Origin of the sequence: Massilia sp. PAMC28688 (genome assembly GCF_019443445.1) — a bacterium.
Lineage (GTDB): Bacteria > Pseudomonadota > Gammaproteobacteria > Burkholderiales > Burkholderiaceae_D > Telluria_A.
Map to the genome: position 1 here is coordinate 1,126,926 of NZ_CP080378.1, position 17,685 is coordinate 1,144,610.

At 60.7% G+C, this 17,685-nt stretch carries 10 protein-coding genes, 2 tRNA genes and 3 rRNA genes; 4 read left to right on the plus strand and 11 right to left on the minus strand.

Annotated features, from left to right (window positions below; translation table 11 throughout):
• Positions 1–125 precede the first annotated feature (125 nt).
• The 3 genes from KY495_RS04990 to KY495_RS05000 are packed head-to-tail and all read right to left on the minus strand — an operon-like array spanning position 126 to position 3,180.
• Positions 126–689, minus strand: coding sequence for a YdcF family protein (locus tag KY495_RS04990; protein WP_219882648.1), 564 nt, complete (start codon positions 687–689; stop codon positions 126–128).
• A gap of 1 nt (position 690) precedes the next feature.
• Positions 691–1,314, minus strand: a complete 624-nt coding sequence (locus KY495_RS04995) for a glutathione S-transferase family protein (RefSeq protein WP_219882649.1) — start codon at positions 1,312–1,314, stop codon at positions 691–693.
• A gap of 33 nt (positions 1,315–1,347) precedes the next feature.
• Entirely contained in the window at positions 1,348–3,180 is a 1,833-nt protein-coding gene (locus KY495_RS05000) for a SagB/ThcOx family dehydrogenase (RefSeq protein ID WP_219882650.1), read from the minus strand.
• A 240-nt stretch (positions 3,181–3,420) separates the two neighbouring features.
• Between KY495_RS05000 and KY495_RS05005 the strand changes: the two genes are divergently transcribed.
• A complete protein-coding gene (locus tag KY495_RS05005) occupies positions 3,421–4,938 on the plus strand; it encodes a YifB family Mg chelatase-like AAA ATPase (RefSeq protein ID WP_219882651.1) in 1,518 nt (505 codons plus the stop codon).
• 2 nt (positions 4,939–4,940) lie between these two features.
• Here the strand turns inward: KY495_RS05005 and KY495_RS05010 are convergent, their stop codons facing one another.
• Entirely contained in the window at positions 4,941–5,474 is a 534-nt protein-coding gene (locus tag KY495_RS05010; RefSeq protein WP_219882652.1) for a pyridoxamine 5'-phosphate oxidase family protein, read from the minus strand.
• 162 nt (positions 5,475–5,636) lie between these two features.
• On the opposite strand from KY495_RS05010, the gene KY495_RS05015 reads away from it, so the two are divergent.
• From KY495_RS05015 to KY495_RS05025, 3 genes are all read left to right on the plus strand, one after another.
• Positions 5,637–6,182: a hypothetical protein gene (locus KY495_RS05015; RefSeq protein WP_219882653.1), complete on the plus strand. Its 546-nt coding sequence runs from the start codon at positions 5,637–5,639 to the stop codon at positions 6,180–6,182.
• 5 nt (positions 6,183–6,187) lie between these two features.
• Positions 6,188–7,420 carry a nitrate/nitrite transporter gene (locus KY495_RS05020; RefSeq protein ID WP_219882654.1) on the plus strand — a complete coding sequence of 411 codons (1,233 nt, stop codon included), beginning with the start codon at positions 6,188–6,190 and terminating at the stop codon, positions 7,418–7,420.
• 95 nt (positions 7,421–7,515) lie between these two features.
• Positions 7,516–7,860, plus strand: a complete 345-nt coding sequence (locus KY495_RS05025; protein ID WP_219882655.1) for a DUF1840 domain-containing protein — start codon at positions 7,516–7,518, stop codon at positions 7,858–7,860.
• 89 nt (positions 7,861–7,949) lie between these two features.
• On the opposite strand, the gene KY495_RS05030 is transcribed toward KY495_RS05025, so the two are convergent.
• The 7 genes from KY495_RS05030 to KY495_RS05060 all read right to left on the minus strand — a co-directional run bounded on the left by KY495_RS05030 (position 7,950) and on the right by KY495_RS05060 (position 17,432).
• Positions 7,950–10,295, minus strand: coding sequence for a penicillin acylase family protein (locus KY495_RS05030; protein ID WP_219882656.1), 2,346 nt, complete (start codon positions 10,293–10,295; stop codon positions 7,950–7,952).
• Between the two features lie 5 nt (positions 10,296–10,300).
• Complete coding sequence (locus KY495_RS05035) at positions 10,301–11,944, minus strand: DUF418 domain-containing protein (RefSeq protein ID WP_219882657.1); 1,644 nt, start codon at positions 11,942–11,944, stop codon at positions 10,301–10,303.
• A 240-nt stretch (positions 11,945–12,184) separates the two neighbouring features.
• Positions 12,185–12,297: ribosomal RNA gene (gene rrf, locus KY495_RS05040) — 5S ribosomal RNA — on the minus strand.
• Between the two features lie 159 nt (positions 12,298–12,456).
• Positions 12,457–15,331, minus strand: a 23S ribosomal RNA gene (locus tag KY495_RS05045).
• Between the two features lie 237 nt (positions 15,332–15,568).
• Positions 15,569–15,644 (minus strand) — tRNA-Ala (locus KY495_RS05050).
• A 104-nt stretch (positions 15,645–15,748) separates the two neighbouring features.
• A tRNA-Ile gene (locus KY495_RS05055) sits at positions 15,749–15,825 on the minus strand.
• Positions 15,826–15,903: 78 nt separating this feature from the next.
• Positions 15,904–17,432, minus strand: a 16S ribosomal RNA gene (locus KY495_RS05060).
• Together the 16S, 23S and 5S rRNA genes with 2 tRNA genes alongside form the textbook arrangement of a ribosomal RNA operon.
• Between the last annotated feature and the right edge of the window lie 253 nt (positions 17,433–17,685).

Sequence of the window (17,685 nt, forward strand, 5' to 3'; positions counted from 1 at the left end):
ATCCCATTCAAAAGCGAGCTGTGGCACAGGGGCCACTGTCGGGTTTTTAACTGTGTTGGCCGAGCAGAAACAGCCGTGGCAGAAGCGCAAACGTTCGTCCAGAATTCGTTTTCGGAAGCGTAATATCAGTGGGAAAAAAGCCAATAGACGGGCAAGGCCACCAGTTCGCGCAGCGTGGAATAAAGGTCGCGCGCTTCGGTAAAGCGTGGGTAAGTCGAGCTGAGCTGCGCGACGCCGGCGCGGCGCAGCGCCAGGACCGTGCGCGGTACGTGGAAATGCTGGGTCACGACAATGGCGCTGGTCCAGCCGCGTGCCTGCATGATGGCGGCGCTGTTGCGCGCTGTCGCCTCCGTGGTCACGCCGTGCGGGTCCATGATGATGGCCGCCGGCGGCAGCCCTGCCTTGATCAGGTAGTTGCGCATGACGAGGGCTTCGTCAAAGCCTTCCTGGCCGGTGCCGCCGCTGACAATGACGGCCCTGGCCAGACCGCGCCGATACACGGCGGCGCCCTGGTCGAGGCGCGCCGCCAGCCGGGCCGACGGCTGGCCGCTGGTGTCCACCTTGGACCCGAGCACGATGGCCACATCGCTGGCCCGGGCATCGTCCACCGTGCCGGCTGCAAGCAGGGCTGCCGCACACGCCGCGATCAGCAGCACGAGGGAGGCGAGCAGGCGGCCAGCACGGCGCATTTCAGGCAACCCCGTTGTTGCCATACAGGGCGAAGCCGGGCCGCTCATTGAGGCGCTGCAGGTATGCCGCCAGGGCGGGAAGATCAGGCCGCTCGATCGGGGTCATCTGCCACCGGTTGGCGGACAGGCCAATGACGATATCGGCCAGCGTGAACGTGTCACCGGCCATGAAGGCGCCCGTGCGGGCAAGCCGGGCGTCAACCATGGCCATATGCCGGTTCCAGCTGGCCACGCTGGCGCCGATGGCGGCCGGACCCTGGTGCGCCGCGCTCTCACGAACCAGGGCCATGAAGGCATAGCGCCAGGCGTTGTTCAATTCCGTGGCTTGCCAGTCCACCCATTGATCCACCATGGCGCGGGCCCGGGGCGCGGCCGGGTAGAGCGTGGCACCGCCATACTGACTGGCCAGGTAGCGGCAGATGCTGTTCGATTCCCACAGCACAAAATCGCCGTCGCGGATGACGGGCACCATGGCATTGGGGTTCATGGCCAGGAAGGCAGGGCTGTCGGTGGGGCGGAAACCGGCACCCCACGACTGCTGCTCGAACGGCAAGGATAATTCATGGCAGGTCCACAGGACCTTGCGCACGTTGATGGAGGTGGCCTTGCCCAGAACGGTCAGCATGATTGCGCGAAAAATGACGATTAGGCAAGTCTATCAGTTTGCACGCACCCCGACAGCAGCAAAGTGCAACACCCAGTGGTCGCTGGCCTGCACGCCGATGAGCGCCGCGGCCTCGTCATCATAAAACGCACCCACCGGGCAGGCGGCCAGGCCGCGCGCGACTGCCCCCAGCAGCCAGCGCTGCCCTTTCATCCCCGCTTCCAGAAAGGCGTGGCGGTAGCCGCGCGCGCCGCCTGCCAGCACCCGGTCGCGCGCGGCCGAGAGGATGAGCACGGCAGCGGCGTCGCCAATCACATCCTGCGACAGGGCGGCCGACTGCGCAGCGGCAGCCGCGTGGCCGGGGCGGACCAGGCGCAGGGCGTGCCCGGGGACATAGCGGTACACGCCAGGCGCGATCCCGTGCACGCGATTGATGACGAGGCTGATCTCGATGCCATCGAACAGCATGGGCGGCTGCTGCATGCCGGCGAGCAGGCCCGACAGCTGCGCCATGGTCAGGGCCGCGTGCGCATAGCGGCGCTCGCTGCGGCGCTGGACGATGGTGGTAAACAGTTCGGCCGTGGCCGGCGCCGGTGGCGGCAACGCCAGGTCGCTGCCGCCACCGGGCTGCAGGCGCAGCGAGGTGGCCTGGTACACGATGCCGGTGACGCCAAGCGGCGTTCCCTGCGCTGGCCGGACGGGGGCGAACGCTTGCGGCGGGTCGCATGGGGCGCAGGCCGGCCCTGCCCCGGCCCCGGTGCCGGGGCGGCGCAGGGGCACCACGGCCAGCACGCCCTCTTCCACCCCATCAATGCCCAGCGCCCGGGCGGCCAGCGCATCGTCAAACTCCGGCACCATGTCCGGATGCAGGCCGCTGCCGTGGGCTGCCAGGCGCAGGTTTTCCAGCAGATGACCGGCATCGGCCAGCGCATAACGGAAAGCGCGGTTATGGTATTTATAGCCGGTGCGACGGAAGACGGCACTGACCAGCACGACAGCGTCGGCACCGTCGGCGGCGGGCGCGCCCACGCTGGCCGGCACCTTGCCCAGCAGGCTGAGCTGATGGCGCTCAGGATCATAGTGGTACAAGCCCGCCGCCAGTCCATCAACCCGGCGCGCCACGACATACAATTCGCTCGGAAACAAGGCGCCCGAGGACGGCGAGGCGCGCAGCGCGTGGCCGCCGCGGCGCTGGGTGACGCCCGAAGTCAGGTGCAGCATGCGGCCCAGGTCGGCCAGTGCAAGGGACGCTGCGGGGGCCGGCGCGGCCAGCATCTGCCCGAGTGACCATGCTCCCGGCTGGCCTTTGGACAGCGCCACTCTGGGCTGCTGGTCATAGCGCTTGAACGGCGGTGGCGCATCGCCCCACGCCACACCGGGCGCGCGGGTGAATACGCTGGTGCGTGATTCCGAGGAAAAGGTGTGATACCGGGCAATCGGATGATCCTGCGCGCCGGCACTCGCCAGGACAGGGAAATCGGCGCCCGCCTGGCGCTTGCCGACATAGAAGGCGATGCCCAGCATGAGCGCCAGCGCGGCAATCTTGCCGACCACAAGTGGTCCGCCCGCCACCGCCGGCGCCTGGGCCTTGCCGCCGCGCCGGCCCAGCCAGCGCAGCACCAGCGGCAGGTTGAACACCAGGTGCAGCCCCACCAGGAACAAGGTTGCGTAACCAAAAAGATAATGCCAATCGAACACGGGAAGCTGCTGGTTGGCGACCCAGAAAATGCCCAGGCCCGCCGTGCCGAGCAGATAGGCCAGGAGCAGCAGGCTGATGTGGACATTGAGCGCCATGCGCGAGGGCGCGCGGCCGCGCAGGGCCAGCAGCGCGCAGACGGCGCCGTACAGGAGCAGTGGTCCTACCACCCAGGCAAACTTCGGCAGCATGTTCGCGGTGTCTCCCCATCAGATCGACCCGCCGCACCCGGTGGGCGGCGCCCGGCGCCAGTGTGGCACATCCGAGGGTGCAGGTGTCAGGTGTGCCGTGCACGACATTCTCGAATACACCACAGAATGTCGTTACACCTGATTGAACTGAGGGGGATGGCACACTTCTGTGCCAGCGCAAACGGCAGATCGCGGCCGCTCCTAAGATACGGCCACCATCCCCTTCGTCAAAGGAATGCCATGAGTCTTGCCGTCCTGCGAAGCCGCGCGCTGGCCGGCATGGAAGCGCCGGCCGTCAGTGTGGAGGTCCATCTGGCCAACGGCTTGCCGTCGCTCACCATTGTGGGCCTGCCCGACGCCGAGGTGCGCGAATCCAAGGACAGGGTGCGCGCAGCATTGCAAAATGCGGGGTTCCTGTTCCCGTCGCGCAAAATTACCATCAACCTGGCACCCGCAGACCTGCCCAAGGAATCGGGCCGCTTTGATCTTCCCATTGCCATCGGCATCCTGGCGGCATCGGGCCAGGTGCCGGACCGCGAGCTGGACCGCTACGAGTTTGCCGGCGAACTGTCGCTCTCGGGTGAACTGCGGCCCGTGCGCGGCGCACTGGCGATGGCCTATGCCATGCAACGCGATCCGCAAGGCAGCCAGCGCGCTTTCATCCTGCCCATGCAAAATGCGGGCGAGGCTGCGCTGGTGTGCAATGCCGTCATCTATCCCGCCACCACCTTGCTCGAAGTATGCGCGCACCTGGCAGGCACGCCCCTTGAACACCGCCTCGCGCGCCACGTGGTGCACCCGGGCACGCTGCCGCCGCCGCAGGCAGACTTCTCCGACGTCAAAGGGCAAGTGGCCACCAAGCGCGCGCTCGAGGTCGCTGCGGCCGGATTTCACAGCGTGCTCATGACCGGCCCTCCCGGCGCCGGAAAGACCATGCTGGCCTCGCGCTTTGGCAGCCTGCTGCCTCCCATGTCGGACGACGATGCGCTGGAGTCGGCCGCCGTGCAATCGCTCCATGGCCACTTCGATCCTGCCCTGTGGAAGGTGCGGCCGTTTCGCAGCCCCCATCACACCAGTTCCGGTGTGGCGCTGGTCGGTGGCGGCGCGGTACCGCGCCCGGGCGAGGTCTCCCTGGCGCACCATGGCGTCCTGTTTCTCGATGAATTGCCGGAATTTGACCGGCGCGTGCTCGAAGTCTTGCGCCAGCCCCTCGAATCGGGCCGCGTCACCATTTCACGCGCGGCGCGCCAGGCCGACTTCCCGGCCCGCTTTCAGCTCATTGCTGCCATGAATCCCTGCCCCTGCGGCTTTCTCGGCCATGCTTCGGGCAAATGCAGCTGCTCGCAAGACAGCGTGGCCAGGTACCAGGACCGGGTCTCCGGCCCCCTGATTGACCGCATTGACATGCAGATTGATGTCGCGCCGCTGGCCCATGGCAGCCTGGCGGCGCAGGCCGATGGCGAAACCAGCGCCACCATTGCCGCGCGGGTAGCGCGCGCCTATGGGCGCCAGCTGGAGCGCCAGGGCAAACCCAACCAGCGCCTGTCCACCCGCGAGATCGACCGCTACTGCCGGCTCGACAGTAAAAGCGAGACGACGCTGCGCACGACCATGCTGCGCTTTCACTGGTCGGCGCGGGCCTACCACCGGGTGTTGAAAGTCGCGCGCACCATTGCCGACCTGGCCGGTGCGGCCACGCTCGATTACGAGCACGTATCCGAAGCCATCCAGTACCGGCGCGGTCCGCGCGACCGCTGAGCCTATGGATTGAGCTCGCCCTCGATGGAATCGTCGAGCGTCACGCCCACGGCGGCGCCGATCATCATCTTCATGCCAGCCACTGCATTGCCGTGCTTGTTATCCCAGTAGTAACCGTGGGTAGGTGCGACCTTGATCACCGTGATCCGGGGATCATCCTTGCCTTCGGTGAACCAGGTCTTGAGCACGAACTTCCACAATTGCTCGATCCGGGCCTTGTCCCGGGACACGGTCGCAATGCCTTCCAGGTGCAGGAATTCAGAATGGGGCGAGCCCTGGAAAAACAGGCGGACCTTGGGATTGGCCTGCAATTCCTCATTCTTGTGGCTGTCAACGGCGCTGAGGAACCACAGGTTGCCCTGCTCGTCGACTTCCAGCACGTTCATGGGACGCGCATCGATGTCGCTGCCCGATGGATTGGTGCAAAAGAAGCAGGTCTGCGCTTCCTTGATCAGTTCGCTCATTTTTTTGATGGCCTGGGGGCCTGCCAGATCCTGGTGATTATGCTCGGGCTGGTTCTTGTTGATCGAATCCATGGTGCTCTCCTGTTGTTGGCAAATTGTCCAGGACAATATACGGGAGTGCTGCCGCGACGTTTGTGGGCCGTTTAACTTTGGCGGCCAATTTACTGGTTGAATTTTTCCTTCTGGCGCAGGACCTGCCGGGCGCGGCGCCACCAGTCCTGCTACCATTTGCGCATGCGACCATTCCATTTCCCCACTTTCCTTGCCAGCGTGCTGCTCATGTTCACGCTGGCCGCTTGCAGCCCCGAATACAACTGGCGCGATTACCGCAGTCCGCATGCGCCTTTTACGGTCATGTTCCCTGACAAGCCATCGACCCACACGCGCGAGGTGAACCTGAATGGCCTGGTAGTGGCCATGACGATGACGGCGGTTGACATCAACGGCAACATGTTCGCCGTCGGCACGGCGGAGGCGCCGGATGCGGCGCGCGCCCAGGCCGCGCTGGCCGCCATGAAAACGGCGCTGGTCAACAATATCGGCGCCACCATCAAGAGTGAAAAGGCGGGCAAGCTGTCCGCGGCCGCAGGCGCGCGCAGCGTCCCGGGCGCGGCCATCGACCTGGAGGCCGTGGGCCAGAACAAGGGCGAGGCGATGCGTCTGGTGGGCCACTTCGAGGCGCGCGACAAGCGTTTCTACCAGGTGATCGTCATGGGCAAGGCGCGTGAACTCACCAAGGAAAACGTGGACATGTTCATGTCATCGTTCCAGCTGCAGTAAGCACCATGCACTTCCCGCTGCGGGGCGCGCCGGCCATCCGGGTCTTCCTGAGCTTCGCGCTGGGCTATTTTTTGTCCTATGCGCTGCGCTCGATCAACGCCGTCATCGCCCCCGCGCTGGTGGCCGAGCTTGGCTTGTCCAATGCCGATCTCGGTCTGCTCTCGTCCGCTTACTTTGTGGCCTTTGGCTGCATGCAATTGCCGCTGGGCGTGTGGCTGGACAAGTATGGCGCGCGCCGCACCGAGGCTGCCCTGCTGCTGTGCGCTGCCGTGGGCGCCGTGTTGTTTGCCACCGGCACCACCCTTGCCTGGCTATGGATCGGGCGTGCCCTGATCGGCATTGGCGTGTCGGCCTGCCTGATGGCGTCGCTCAAAGCCTATCGCCAATGGTTTGCACTGGAGCAGCAAAGCCAGCTGGCCATCTGGATGCTGGTGGCAGGCACCTCCGGGGCCATGGCGGCCACGGTGCCGGTCTCGCTGACCTTGCCGCTGATCGGATGGCGCGGCGTGTTCTGGGTTGTCGCCGCCCTGCTGGCGCTGGCATCGGCAGTCATCTTCTTCGTGCTGCGCGACGTCGAGCGCGGCGGCCAGCAGCAGGCAACGGCCGCCCCCCACGAGCAGGGCTATGCCATCATCTTTCGCAGTCCATATTTCTGGCGCCTGGGCCTGCTGGGACTCGTCAATCACGGCATTTTTTCTGCACTGCAGACGCTGTGGGCGGGGCCATGGCTGATGACGGTCCTGGGCAAGAGCCAGGTGGAATCGGGCGAGATCCTGTTCGTCTTCAACTTCGTCATGCTGCTCGCTTACCTGGGCGCTGGCTGGATGGCGCCGCGGCTGGTGCGGCGCGGCATCAACATGCACAAGGTCATCGGCGCCGGCATGGCCGGCATGATCGTGATGCAGGCTTGCATGGTCGCAACGAGCGCGCCGGCCAGCTGGCTGCTGTGGCTTGGCCTTGGCCTGTTCGTACCGGTCGTGATGCTGGTCCAATCCTACGCCGGCCTGGCGTTTCCGCCGGCACTGGCCGGGCGCGCCAATTCCGCCTACAACCTGCAGCTGTTCCTTGGCGCGTTCGCGGCGCAGTGGGGATTCGGGGTGGCAGTCGATGCATTCCGCAGTAGCGGCCTGGGTCCCGCCGATGCCTTCCGCATGACGCTGGCAGTGGCAATTGCCCTGCAGGTGGCAACGCTGCTGTTCTTTGCGCTTAGTCGCGCGCTGCCGCAAAAAACGGCATAAGCTGACACCCATGGGGCGCACGGTTGCGCGCGGGATGACCCCGGGCGCGGATCGTGTTATCGTTTCGTCATGAACCGCAAAAAGAGAAAGCTATCATGTTAATTACCTTCACATCCAAGGCCGCGGCAGACGTCATGATGTACACGGAACACGCCAAGCGTATTCTCGACCTGCTGCACAAGGATCACCATCGCGGTGTCATCACGGCGGCCGAAGCCGGCCAGGCCATTGAAGTGCTCGAACGTGAAATCGAAGAAAGCCGCCTGCACGCAGCGGCCGAAGACGTCGAGCGCGACGTGCACGCCCATCACAACGAGAACGGCGACGATGCCGACCACGAAGTGATCGAAGCGGTCACCTTTTCCACCCGCGCCTACCCGCTGCTGGAAATGCTGCGAGCGGCCAGGGCGGGCGGTCACGATATCCTGTGGGGTGTGTAATCCGGTTCGCCGCACCGGCAGCTACACGCTGCCCGGCTCAAAAGAAACCGCCCTGCCGGCGGTTTTTTTTCGTGTGCGGCGCCGGCTCGCTATCGGGCGGGCGTCAGTTCAATGACCTGCGTGGCTGCCTGCTTGACCGCATCGGCCGAATACAGCAGCGGGAAGTATTTGCCTTCGGCCCAGCTGGCGGCAAGGTCGCGATAGTGCGGACTTGCCGGATCGCCCGACTGGCCGGGCGTGTTGATGGCCCTTGAGTTATCCCAGTTGCCCACGTCAAGCACCATGCGGAACGATGCGCCGTGCGTCTGCCAGAAGCTTGCAGGGTGGTAGGTCGAGACATTGACCGTAAAGGGCCCGCCGCCGCGTGGCAGGGGCCCCACATTCAGGTGGGCGCGCGCCGCGTGGCTGACCAGCGGCGCCAGGGGATGGGTGAACAAGCTGAAATGCAGCCGGCCCCACTGCCATGTCCTCGGGTCCGGCCCCTGCAGCGACTCCATCTCGGCCCAGGCCTCGCCCAGGCTGGTGAGCAGGACGCGGTCTCGTTTGCGCGCGGCGCCGCGGCCAAAGCGCAGCGCAGGCTGCTCGAGCGCGTCCAGCAGCACCGCAGCGTGGGGATGGGCCACGGCCCGCGCGGCCGACGGCGTCAGGACCGCCTCGCGAAATGCCCGGCCCAGGTGGCGCGACCACCACACTTCATACAGGGCCGCAGCGGCCGATGTGGCATGTTGTTCGCCGTTCCAGGCGCCGAGCAGACGCAGCGCCGCTTGCGTGCCGCGCTCCGCCGACGTCAATGGCCTGAGCAGGGCCTGCAGACGCCGCGCATGCAGCGACAGCACATCGTTCTGCAGCTTTTCCATGTCCTCCATGGTCGCCTTGGGCGTGGCCGAAAGAACCTCGCTGATGCGGCGCGCGCGGGCACTGTCCGGCCACTCGAATCCCAGCTTGTGCACCTGGTAGGGAAACGCGACCGGCAGGTTCATCTCGTTGGCGGAAGCGAACCACCCGCGCGCGGGGTTGAGCAGGTGCGGGAGCTTGGCACCATCGAGAAAGCCCTGCCACTCATAGCGGCCATCGCCGGGCACCGGCATCAGGCCATCCCACTGCGGGCGTACCGGTGCCAGGCCGCCGGCCACCCAGCCGATGTTCCCGGCCGTATCGGCATAGACCTGGTTTTCTGCCGGGGCACCCCAGTTTTCCATGGCGCGCCGGAACTGTGTGAAGTTCTTCGCCTCCATGTAGCTGATGCTGCCAAAGTAAGGCGCCGTGCCCGGCTCGGTCCACGCAGTGCGCACGGCCAGTGCCCGGTGTGCAGCGCCGTCCTGGTGGATGACCGGCCCATGACGGGTGAAACGCAGCTCCACCGCTTGCGCAGGGCGGCCGCGTACCGGCACCATTTCGCGCACGGCCCTGAAATTTTCCCACTTTCCCTGGTAGCGGTACTGGCCGGGATTGGCGGGATTGGTTTGGTAGACGTACAGGTCTTCCTGGTCGATGCTGAATATGGTCAGGCCGAAAGCCACCTTGCCGTTGTGGCCAATGGACACCCCAGGCAGCGCCGGCTCGCCGGCGCCGATGATATTCATGCCCGGCGCGTTGAGGTGGACGATGTAGCGCAGCGAGGGGATGCCGTAGCCGCGATGCGGGTCGCTGGCCAGCATCGGGCGCCCGGTGGCGGTGCGCGAGGGCGCCAGCACCCAGCTGTTGCTGCCCTCGCGCGTGTCGTCATCGATAGCTGTGCGGGCGGCCAGGCGCTGGGCGCCGAAACGGACGGTGTCGGTGGCGCGCATGAACACGTCCAGCGCGTCGGCCGGCAGGCAGGGATCAAGGCCGGCGGGCACGCGCGTGGTCCAGGCGGGCGACAACTGTGCGCGTACCGCATCGGCGGCCAAGCCGGCCTGGCAGACCACGCGGGCGCGGGCAAATTCCTGGGTCAGGTTGCGCGTGAGGCCGTGGCTGCGGATGCGAACCACATCAGCAGCCTGCCACCTGGCGGGCTGGTAGCCGAGCTGGCGAAATTCAAACGGCAGCAGGTGCGGATTGCGCCCGAGATGGTCAATGTAGGCATTGATACCGGCGACGAATCGCGAGCTTGTCTCCAGCGCGTCAGGTCCGTAGGCAGCCCACTCATCCTTCATGCTGCCGCGGTACAGGAACAGGCGCGCGGCCCGGTCCTGCGCCAGGTACGATGGCCCGAGGACGGACGACAGGTCGCCCAGCCCCCGGCGGCGCCACAGGTCAATCTGAAACAGGCGATCACGCGCGGCATTGAAGCCCTGCACAAAGAACGCGTCACTGCGGCTGGCGGCGTAAATGTGGGGTACGCCCCATTTGTCGACCAGGATGCGTGCCGGCTGCTGCAGCCCCGTTACCGGGATGCCCTGGGCTGCAGCGCTAACCGCGGCGCAGGCCAGCAGCGCCGCGCCGCAGCTGCGCATGCCCCTCAAGCGGTGCTGGCCACGGCGGACATCGGACCACCCGGCCCAAGGCGCATGGGCGGAATCTGCCAGTAGGTGATCGCACGCCACAGCCATTCCACCGGTCCGTAACGGAAGCGCGAGAGCCAGACATGGCTCAATACAATCTGCGCCAGCAGGACTGCAGCGACAAACACCATTTGGCCTGGACGCGACATGCCCCAGTTGGCAAAGCCGTAGCCAAAGAAAAACGTGGAGGCTACCAGCGACTGTGTCAGGTAATTGGTCAGCGCCATGCGGCCAAAGGGCGCCAGCAGACGCACCTTGTTCAGCGGCGATGCGCTGTGCAGCATCAGGACAATGAGGCTGACGTAACCGAGTGACGCCGGCAGATTGCCCAGCATGCGCAGGCCGGCGGCCAGTTGCCATCCGTCCGTCCCGCGCGAGCCTGGCACGGCATGCAGGGCAATGGCGGAACCGAGCAAGCCCAGGCCGATGCCCACAGGCAGGCCGTACAGTGCCAGTTTTCTAAACAGAGGCAAGTGATCCTGGGTACGTTCCATGATGCCGGACCGGACGAACCACGTGCCCAGCAAGAACATGCCGATCAGGATCGTTGCGAAGCCGACTTCCTCAGGTGCGTGGCCCGCAAAGCGTTTGGCGCGCCAGGCGACGGTGTCGAGGTAGCTCCCCTTGGACATCACGGCAATTTCACCTTGAATCCTTTGTTCGCGCTTCTTGAGATTTTTCTCCCGTTCGGCTGCTGCTTCCGCCGCTTTCTTGGCCCCTTCCTTGGTCGCCACGACAGGCGGCTTTTGCGGGAAGTAATACTGGGCGGCGCCCACACCGGTCATCATGAGGAACGAAAAACAATAAATGCCCACGCCCAGGCGCCACGGGCGCGCAGCCTTGTCGCCATGCAAGCGCAGGGTGAAGTAGGCGGCCACGGACAGCACCGTGCCCAGCAGAGGAAGGGCGAATCGTGCCGGCGGCGGGGAGTTGGGAATGAACCACATGGCCACGCCGGCCACCAGCGCAATGCCGGCCGCCACCGCCATCACCACGCCGACTGCGGGCTGATTGCCAAAGCGCTTGACGCGCTGCTCACCGCGCAGCCACCAGGCGGCGGTCGCGAAAAACGCCAGGCCGCCGGCCACGCCATACAGGGCGTCAAAACCAGGAATGAAGCCGCCAGCAGTACAGGCCGCAATCGCCAGCGCGATCCACTTGGGCTTACCGTACAGCACGATCAGCAAGGCAGTCGCGGCGACGGCGTAGCTGAACAGGATATCGCCCGACCACAGGAAGATGCTGTGGAGTGCGCCAAAGACCGCCAGCGCGGCAATGCGGCGCAGGTAGGGCACGAGGAAGGGACGGCCTGCGCGTTCGGCGCGAATCAGCATGACCGCGAAGCCCATGCCGAACAGCAGCGAGAAGATTGTCCAGAATTTGCCAACGACGAAATACTGTACGAAGTAGCTGACCCAGAAGTCGGCGCCACTTTCCCCGGGCCGCATCCCGCTGCCGATTTCACCGGTGGCGCGGTTGAAAAATTCAACATTCATGAACATGATGCCCATCAGGGCAAAGCCCCGGATGACATCGAGTGCATGAATACGTTCACTGCTCGCAATGGGCGCGAGCGTTGCGCTTGCTTGTGGTTGATCCATGGTCATCCCCTTGTTGTAAGGACTAGATCGTAAGCGTGGCCGACGGCGAGCAATACAGCTATGCGACAGAGTGCAGAAAATGACGGTTGAAATGCATTTTTCCTGCGCGGAACAGTGACGGGCGCCGGCAGCAATGCGAGGGTAAGTGGAATAAAGCCGGCAGCGCGGCGGAGCGGCTAAACCTCTGGGCGAAAAAAAACCCCGAGGCATTTCTGCTCCGGGGTTTTTCTCTTATAACTAGCCTGACGATAACCTACTTTCACACTGGTTGCAGCACTATCATCGGCGTAAAATCGTTTCACGGTCCTGTTCGGGATGGGAAGGGGTGGTACCGATTTACTATGGTCATCAGGCATAACTTGTACAGGTAACAGCTCCACAACGGGGCAGCTGCACCTTGAATCTGGAAGAAGTAAGTTTTGTATTCGTAGTAATGAACTACGGGGTAGTGCTCGAGATATCAACAACAAGGCAACACGCGACATTCTTATCTCTGCACCTGCTAAGGTTATAGGGACAAGCCGTACGGGCAATTAGTATCAGTTAGCTTAATGCATTACTGCACTTCCACACCTGACCTATCAACGTCCTGGTCTCGAACGACCCTTTAAAGAGCTCAAGGCTCTGGGAAATCTCATCTTAAGGCAAGTTTCCCGCTTAGATGCTTTCAGCGGTTATCTCTTCCAGACTTAGCTACCCGGCAATGCCACTGGCGTGACAACCGGTACACCAGAGGTCTGTCCACTCCGGTCCTCTCGTACTAGGAGCAGCCCCCTTCAAATTTCCAACGCCCACGGCAGATAGGGACCAAACTGTCTCACGACGTTTTAAACCCAGCTCACGTACCACTTTAAATGGCGAACAGCCATACCCTTGGGACCGGCTACAGCCCCAGGATGTGATGAGCCGACATCGAGGTGCCAAACTCCCCCGTCGATATGAACTCTTGGGAGGAATCAGCCTGTTATCCCCAGAGTACCTTTTATCCGTTGAGCGATGGCCCTTCCATACAGAACCACCGGATCACTATGTCCTACTTTCGTACCTGCTCGACTTGTCAGTCTCGCAGTTAAGCACGCTTATGCCATTGCACTATCAACACGATGTCCGACCGTATCTAGCGTACCTTCGAACTCCTCCGTTACACTTTAGGAGGAGACCGCCCCAGTCAAACTGCCTACCATGCACTGTCCCCGATCCGGATAACGGACCAAGGTTAGAACCTCAAACAAACCAGGGTGGTATTTCAAGGATGGCTCCACGAGAACTGGCGTCCCCGCTTCAAAGCCTCCCACCTATCCTACACAGATTGGTTCAAAGTCCAATGCAAAGCTACAGTAAAGGTTCATGGGGTCTTTCCGTCTAGCCGCGGGTAGATTGCATCATCACAAACATTTCAACTTCGCTGAGTCTCGGGAGGAGACAGTGTGGCCATCGTTACGCCATTCGTGCAGGTCGGAACTTACCCGACAAGGAATTTCGCTACCTTAGGACCGTTATAGTTACGGCCGCCGTTTACTGGGACTTCAATCAAGAGCTTGCACCCCATCATTTAATCTTCCAGCACCGGGCAGGCGTCACACCCTATACGTCCACTTTCGTGTTTGCAGAGTGCTGTGTTTTTATTAAACAGTCGCAGCCACCAGTTTATTGCAACCCTTTCGCCCTACTGAAGTAAATCAGCCAAGCTACCGGGGCGTACCTTTTCCCGAAGTTACGGTACCAATTTGCCGAGTTCCTTCTCCCGAGTTCTCTCAAGCGCCTTAGAATACTCATCTCGCCCACCTGTGTCGGTTTGCGGTACGGTCTCGTATGACTGAAGCTTAGAGGCTTTTCTTGGAACCACTTCCGATTGCTTCGAGTCACAAGGACTCTCGTCTCAACCCCTTGAATTACGTGCCCGGATTTGCCTAAGCACCTTCTATGAGCCAAAAACCAACTATTCCAACAGTTGGACAACCTTCCGCGATCCGTCCCCCCATCGCATCATACGACGGTGCAGGAATATTAACCTGCTTCCCATCAGCTACGCATCTCTGCCTCGCCTTAGGGGCCGACTCACCCTGCTCCGATGAACGTTGAACAGGAAACCTTGGGCTTACGGCGTGGGGGCTTTTCACCCCCATTATCGCTACTCATGTCAGCATTCGCACTTCTGATACCTCCAGCATCCTTTACAAGACACCTTCACAGGCTTACAGAACGCTCTCCTACCATATGTCAAAGACATATCCGCAGCTTCGGTGACTGGCTTAGCCCCGTTACATCTTCCGCGCAGGACGACTCGATCAGTGAGCTATTACGCTTTCTTTAAATGATGGCTGCTTCTAAGCCAACATCCTGACTGTTTTAGCCTTCCCACTTCGTTTTCCACTTAGCCAATCTTTGGGACCTTAGCTGGCGGTCTGGGTTGTTTCCCTCTTGACGCCGGACGTTAGCACCCGACGTCTGTCTCCCAAGCTCGCACTCATCGGTATTCGGAGTTTGCAATGGTTTGGTAAGTCGCAATGACCCCCTAGCCATAACAGTGCTCTACCCCCGATGGTGATACTTGAGGCACTACCTAAATAGTTTTCGGAGAGAACCAGCTATTTCCAAGTTTGTTTAGCCTTTCACCCCTACCCACAGCTCATCCCCTAATTTTTCAACATTAGTGGGTTCGGACCTCCAGGGCGTGTTACCGCACCTTCATCCTGGCCATGAGTAGATCACTTGGTTTCGGGTCTACACCCAGCGACTGTCGCCCTATTCGGACTCGATTTCTCTACGGCTTCCCTATATGGTTAACCTTGCCACTGAATGTAAGTCGCTGACCCATTATACAAAAGGTACGCAGTCACGGAACAAGTCCGCTCCTACTGTTTGTATGCACACGGTTTCAGGATCTATTTCACTCCCCTCCCGGGGTTCTTTTCGCCTTTCCCTCACGGTACTGGTTCACTATCGGTCGATTACGAGTATTTAGCCTTGGAGGATGGTCCCCCCATATTCAGACAGGATTTCTCGTGTCCCGCCCTACTTGTCGCATACTTAGTTCCACACATCGCATTTCGTATAAGGGGCTATCACCCTCTATGGCCGGAGTTTCCAATCCGTTCTACTATGCGTCGTGCTAAATCATGCAGGCTCTTCCCATTTCGCTCGCCACTACTTTGGGAATCTCGGTTGATTTATTTTCCTGCAGCTACTTAGATGTTTCAGTTCGCCGCGTTCGCTTTGCATACCTATGTATTCAGTATGCAATGACCTATAAGGCCGGGTTTCCCCATTCGGAAATCTGCGGATCAAAGTGTGTTTGCTCACTCCCCGCAGCTTATCGCAAGCTACTACGTCCTTCATCGCCTGTAATCGCCAAGGCATCCACCATGTGCACTTATTCGCTTGTCCCTATAACGTTAGCCTCTCCGCCGACTAAGCAGAAAGACGTTACAGAGATAAGAATGTACAGCGTTGTTGCTTTGTTTGTTGATACTGTGATTACTACCCTGCCAAACCGTTATTCACGGATTGACATAAAACTTTACTTCTTCCAGATTGTTAAAGAACGAAACAGCAATGATCTCTAAAAGATCAAACCTAAACCACACAGGCTTACATTTGGACTTTCAGGAGATAGTAGAGTGATGGTGGAGGATGACGGGATCGAACCGACGACCCCCTGCTTGCAAAGCAGGTGCTCTCCCAGCTGAGCTAATCCCCCAAATTCATCACAAAAAAGTACAAACCTACTTTTTTGTGGATCGAGGTAAAAATCCCTGGCAAAGCCAGTTGATTTTTACAAGCAAGAGCCACGATGCGATAACTTGGTAGGGCTGGTTGGACTCGAACCAACGACCCCCGCGTTATCAACACGGTGCTCTAACCAGCTGAGCTACAGCCCCAAATGCTGTTCTTCTTGTTCAACAGTCGATAAGAGTGGACGCTTAATGAATTGGTTCTATAACCAGGTGCAACTCTAGAAAGGAGGTGATCCAGCCGCACCTTCCGATACGGCTACCTTGTTACGACTTCACCCCAGTCACGAATCCTACCGTGGTAAGCGCCCTCCTTACGGTTAAGCTACCTACTTCTGGTAAAACCCGCTCCCATGGTGTGACGGGCGGTGTGTACAAGACCCGGGAACGTATTCACCGCGACATGCTGATCCGCGATTACTAGCGATTCCAACTTCATGTAGTCGAGTTGCAGACTACAATCCGGACTACGATACACTTTCTGGGATTAGCTCCCCCTCGCGGGTTGGCGGCCCTCTGTATGTACCATTGTATGACGTGTGAAGCCCTACCCATAAGGGCCATGAGGACTTGACGTCATCCCCACCTTCCTCCGGTTTGTCACCGGCAGTCTCATTAGAGTGCTCTTTCGTAGCAACTAATGACAAGGGTTGCGCTCGTTGCGGGACTTAACCCAACATCTCACGACACGAGCTGACGACAGCCATGCAGCACCTGTGTTACGGCTCTCTTTCGAGCACACCTCGATCTCTCAAGGCTTCCGTACATGTCAAGGGTAGGTAAGGTTTTTCGCGTTGCATCGAATTAATCCACATCATCCACCGCTTGTGCGGGTCCCCGTCAATTCCTTTGAGTTTTAATCTTGCGACCGTACTCCCCAGGCGGTCTACTTCACGCGTTAGCTGCGTTACCAAGTTAATTAAAACCCGACAACTAGTAGACATCGTTTAGGGCGTGGACTACCAGGGTATCTAATCCTGTTTGCTCCCCACGCTTTCGTGCATGAGCGTCAATCTTGACCCAGGGGGCTGCCTTCGCCATCGGTGTTCCTCCACATCTCTACGCATTTCACTGCTACACGTGGAATTCTACCCCCCTCTGCCAGATTCTAGCCTTGCAGTCTCCATCGCAATTCCCAGGTTGAGCCCGGGGATTTCACGACAGACTTACAAAACCGCCTGCGCACGCTTTACGCCCAGTAATTCCGATTAACGCTTGCACCCTACGTATTACCGCGGCTGCTGGCACGTAGTTAGCCGGTGCTTATTCTTCAGGTACCGTCATTAGCAAGAGATATTAGCCCTCACCGTTTCTTCCCTGACAAAAGAGCTTTACAACCCGAAGGCCTTCTTCACTCACGCGGCATTGCTGGATCAGGCTTGCGCCCATTGTCCAAAATTCCCCACTGCTGCCTCCCGTAGGAGTCTGGACCGTGTCTCAGTTCCAGTGTGGCTGGTCGTCCTCTCAGACCAGCTACTGATCGATGCCTTGGTAGGCCTTTACCCCACCAACTAGCTAATCAGATATCGGCCGCTCCAGGAGCATGAGGTCTTGCGATCCCCCACTTTCATCCTTAGATCGTATGCGGTATTAGCGTAACTTTCGCTACGTTATCCCCCACTCCAGGGTACGTTCCGATATATTACTCACCCGTTCGCCACTCGCCGCCAGGTTGCCCCGCGCTGCCGTTCGACTTGCATGTGTAAGGCATGCCGCCAGCGTTCAATCTGAGCCAGGATCAAACTCTTCAGTTCAATCTCTGTTTGTCGGGCATTTCTGCCCGAATTCGTCCCATTGGTCCGAATTCGCTCACTCAAAATACTGACAGGCCACTACTTTCGTAGCGCCTATATTTCTTTCTTGTGAACATTTGATAATTTAAGTATTCAACATCGCTTGCGCTCTGTTGGCACCTTCATCAAACGCCCACACTTATCGACTGTTAATTTTTAAAGAACTTATTCGGTACTGCCTTGCTGCAGGCTACGAAGCGTTGTGTTCGTTGCA

Bases quoted from the DNA above. Each gene is read 5' to 3' on its own strand.
- KY495_RS05015 (WP_219882653.1), top strand. From the start codon at position 5,637: ATGCGACCATTCCATTTCCCCACTTTCCTTGCCAGCGTGCTGCTCATG.
- KY495_RS05020 (WP_219882654.1), top strand. From the start codon at position 6,188: ATGCACTTCCCGCTGCGGGGCGCGCCGGCCATCCGGGTCTTCCTGAGC.
- KY495_RS05000 (WP_219882650.1), bottom strand. From the start codon at position 3,180: ATGCTGCCGAAGTTTGCCTGGGTGGTAGGACCACTGCTCCTGTACGGC.
- KY495_RS04990 (WP_219882648.1), bottom strand. From the start codon at position 689: ATGCGCCGTGCTGGCCGCCTGCTCGCCTCCCTCGTGCTGCTGATCGCG.
- KY495_RS05005 (WP_219882651.1), top strand. From the start codon at position 3,421: ATGAGTCTTGCCGTCCTGCGAAGCCGCGCGCTGGCCGGCATGGAAGCG.
- KY495_RS05025 (WP_219882655.1), top strand. From the start codon at position 7,516: ATGTTAATTACCTTCACATCCAAGGCCGCGGCAGACGTCATGATGTAC.
- KY495_RS05010 (WP_219882652.1), bottom strand. From the start codon at position 5,474: ATGGATTCGATCAACAAGAACCAGCCCGAGCATAATCACCAGGATCTG.
- KY495_RS04995 (WP_219882649.1), bottom strand. From the start codon at position 1,314: ATGCTGACCGTTCTGGGCAAGGCCACCTCCATCAACGTGCGCAAGGTC.
- KY495_RS05030 (WP_219882656.1), bottom strand. From the start codon at position 10,295: ATGCGCAGCTGCGGCGCGGCGCTGCTGGCCTGCGCCGCGGTTAGCGCT.
- KY495_RS05035 (WP_219882657.1), bottom strand. From the start codon at position 11,944: ATGGATCAACCACAAGCAAGCGCAACGCTCGCGCCCATTGCGAGCAGT.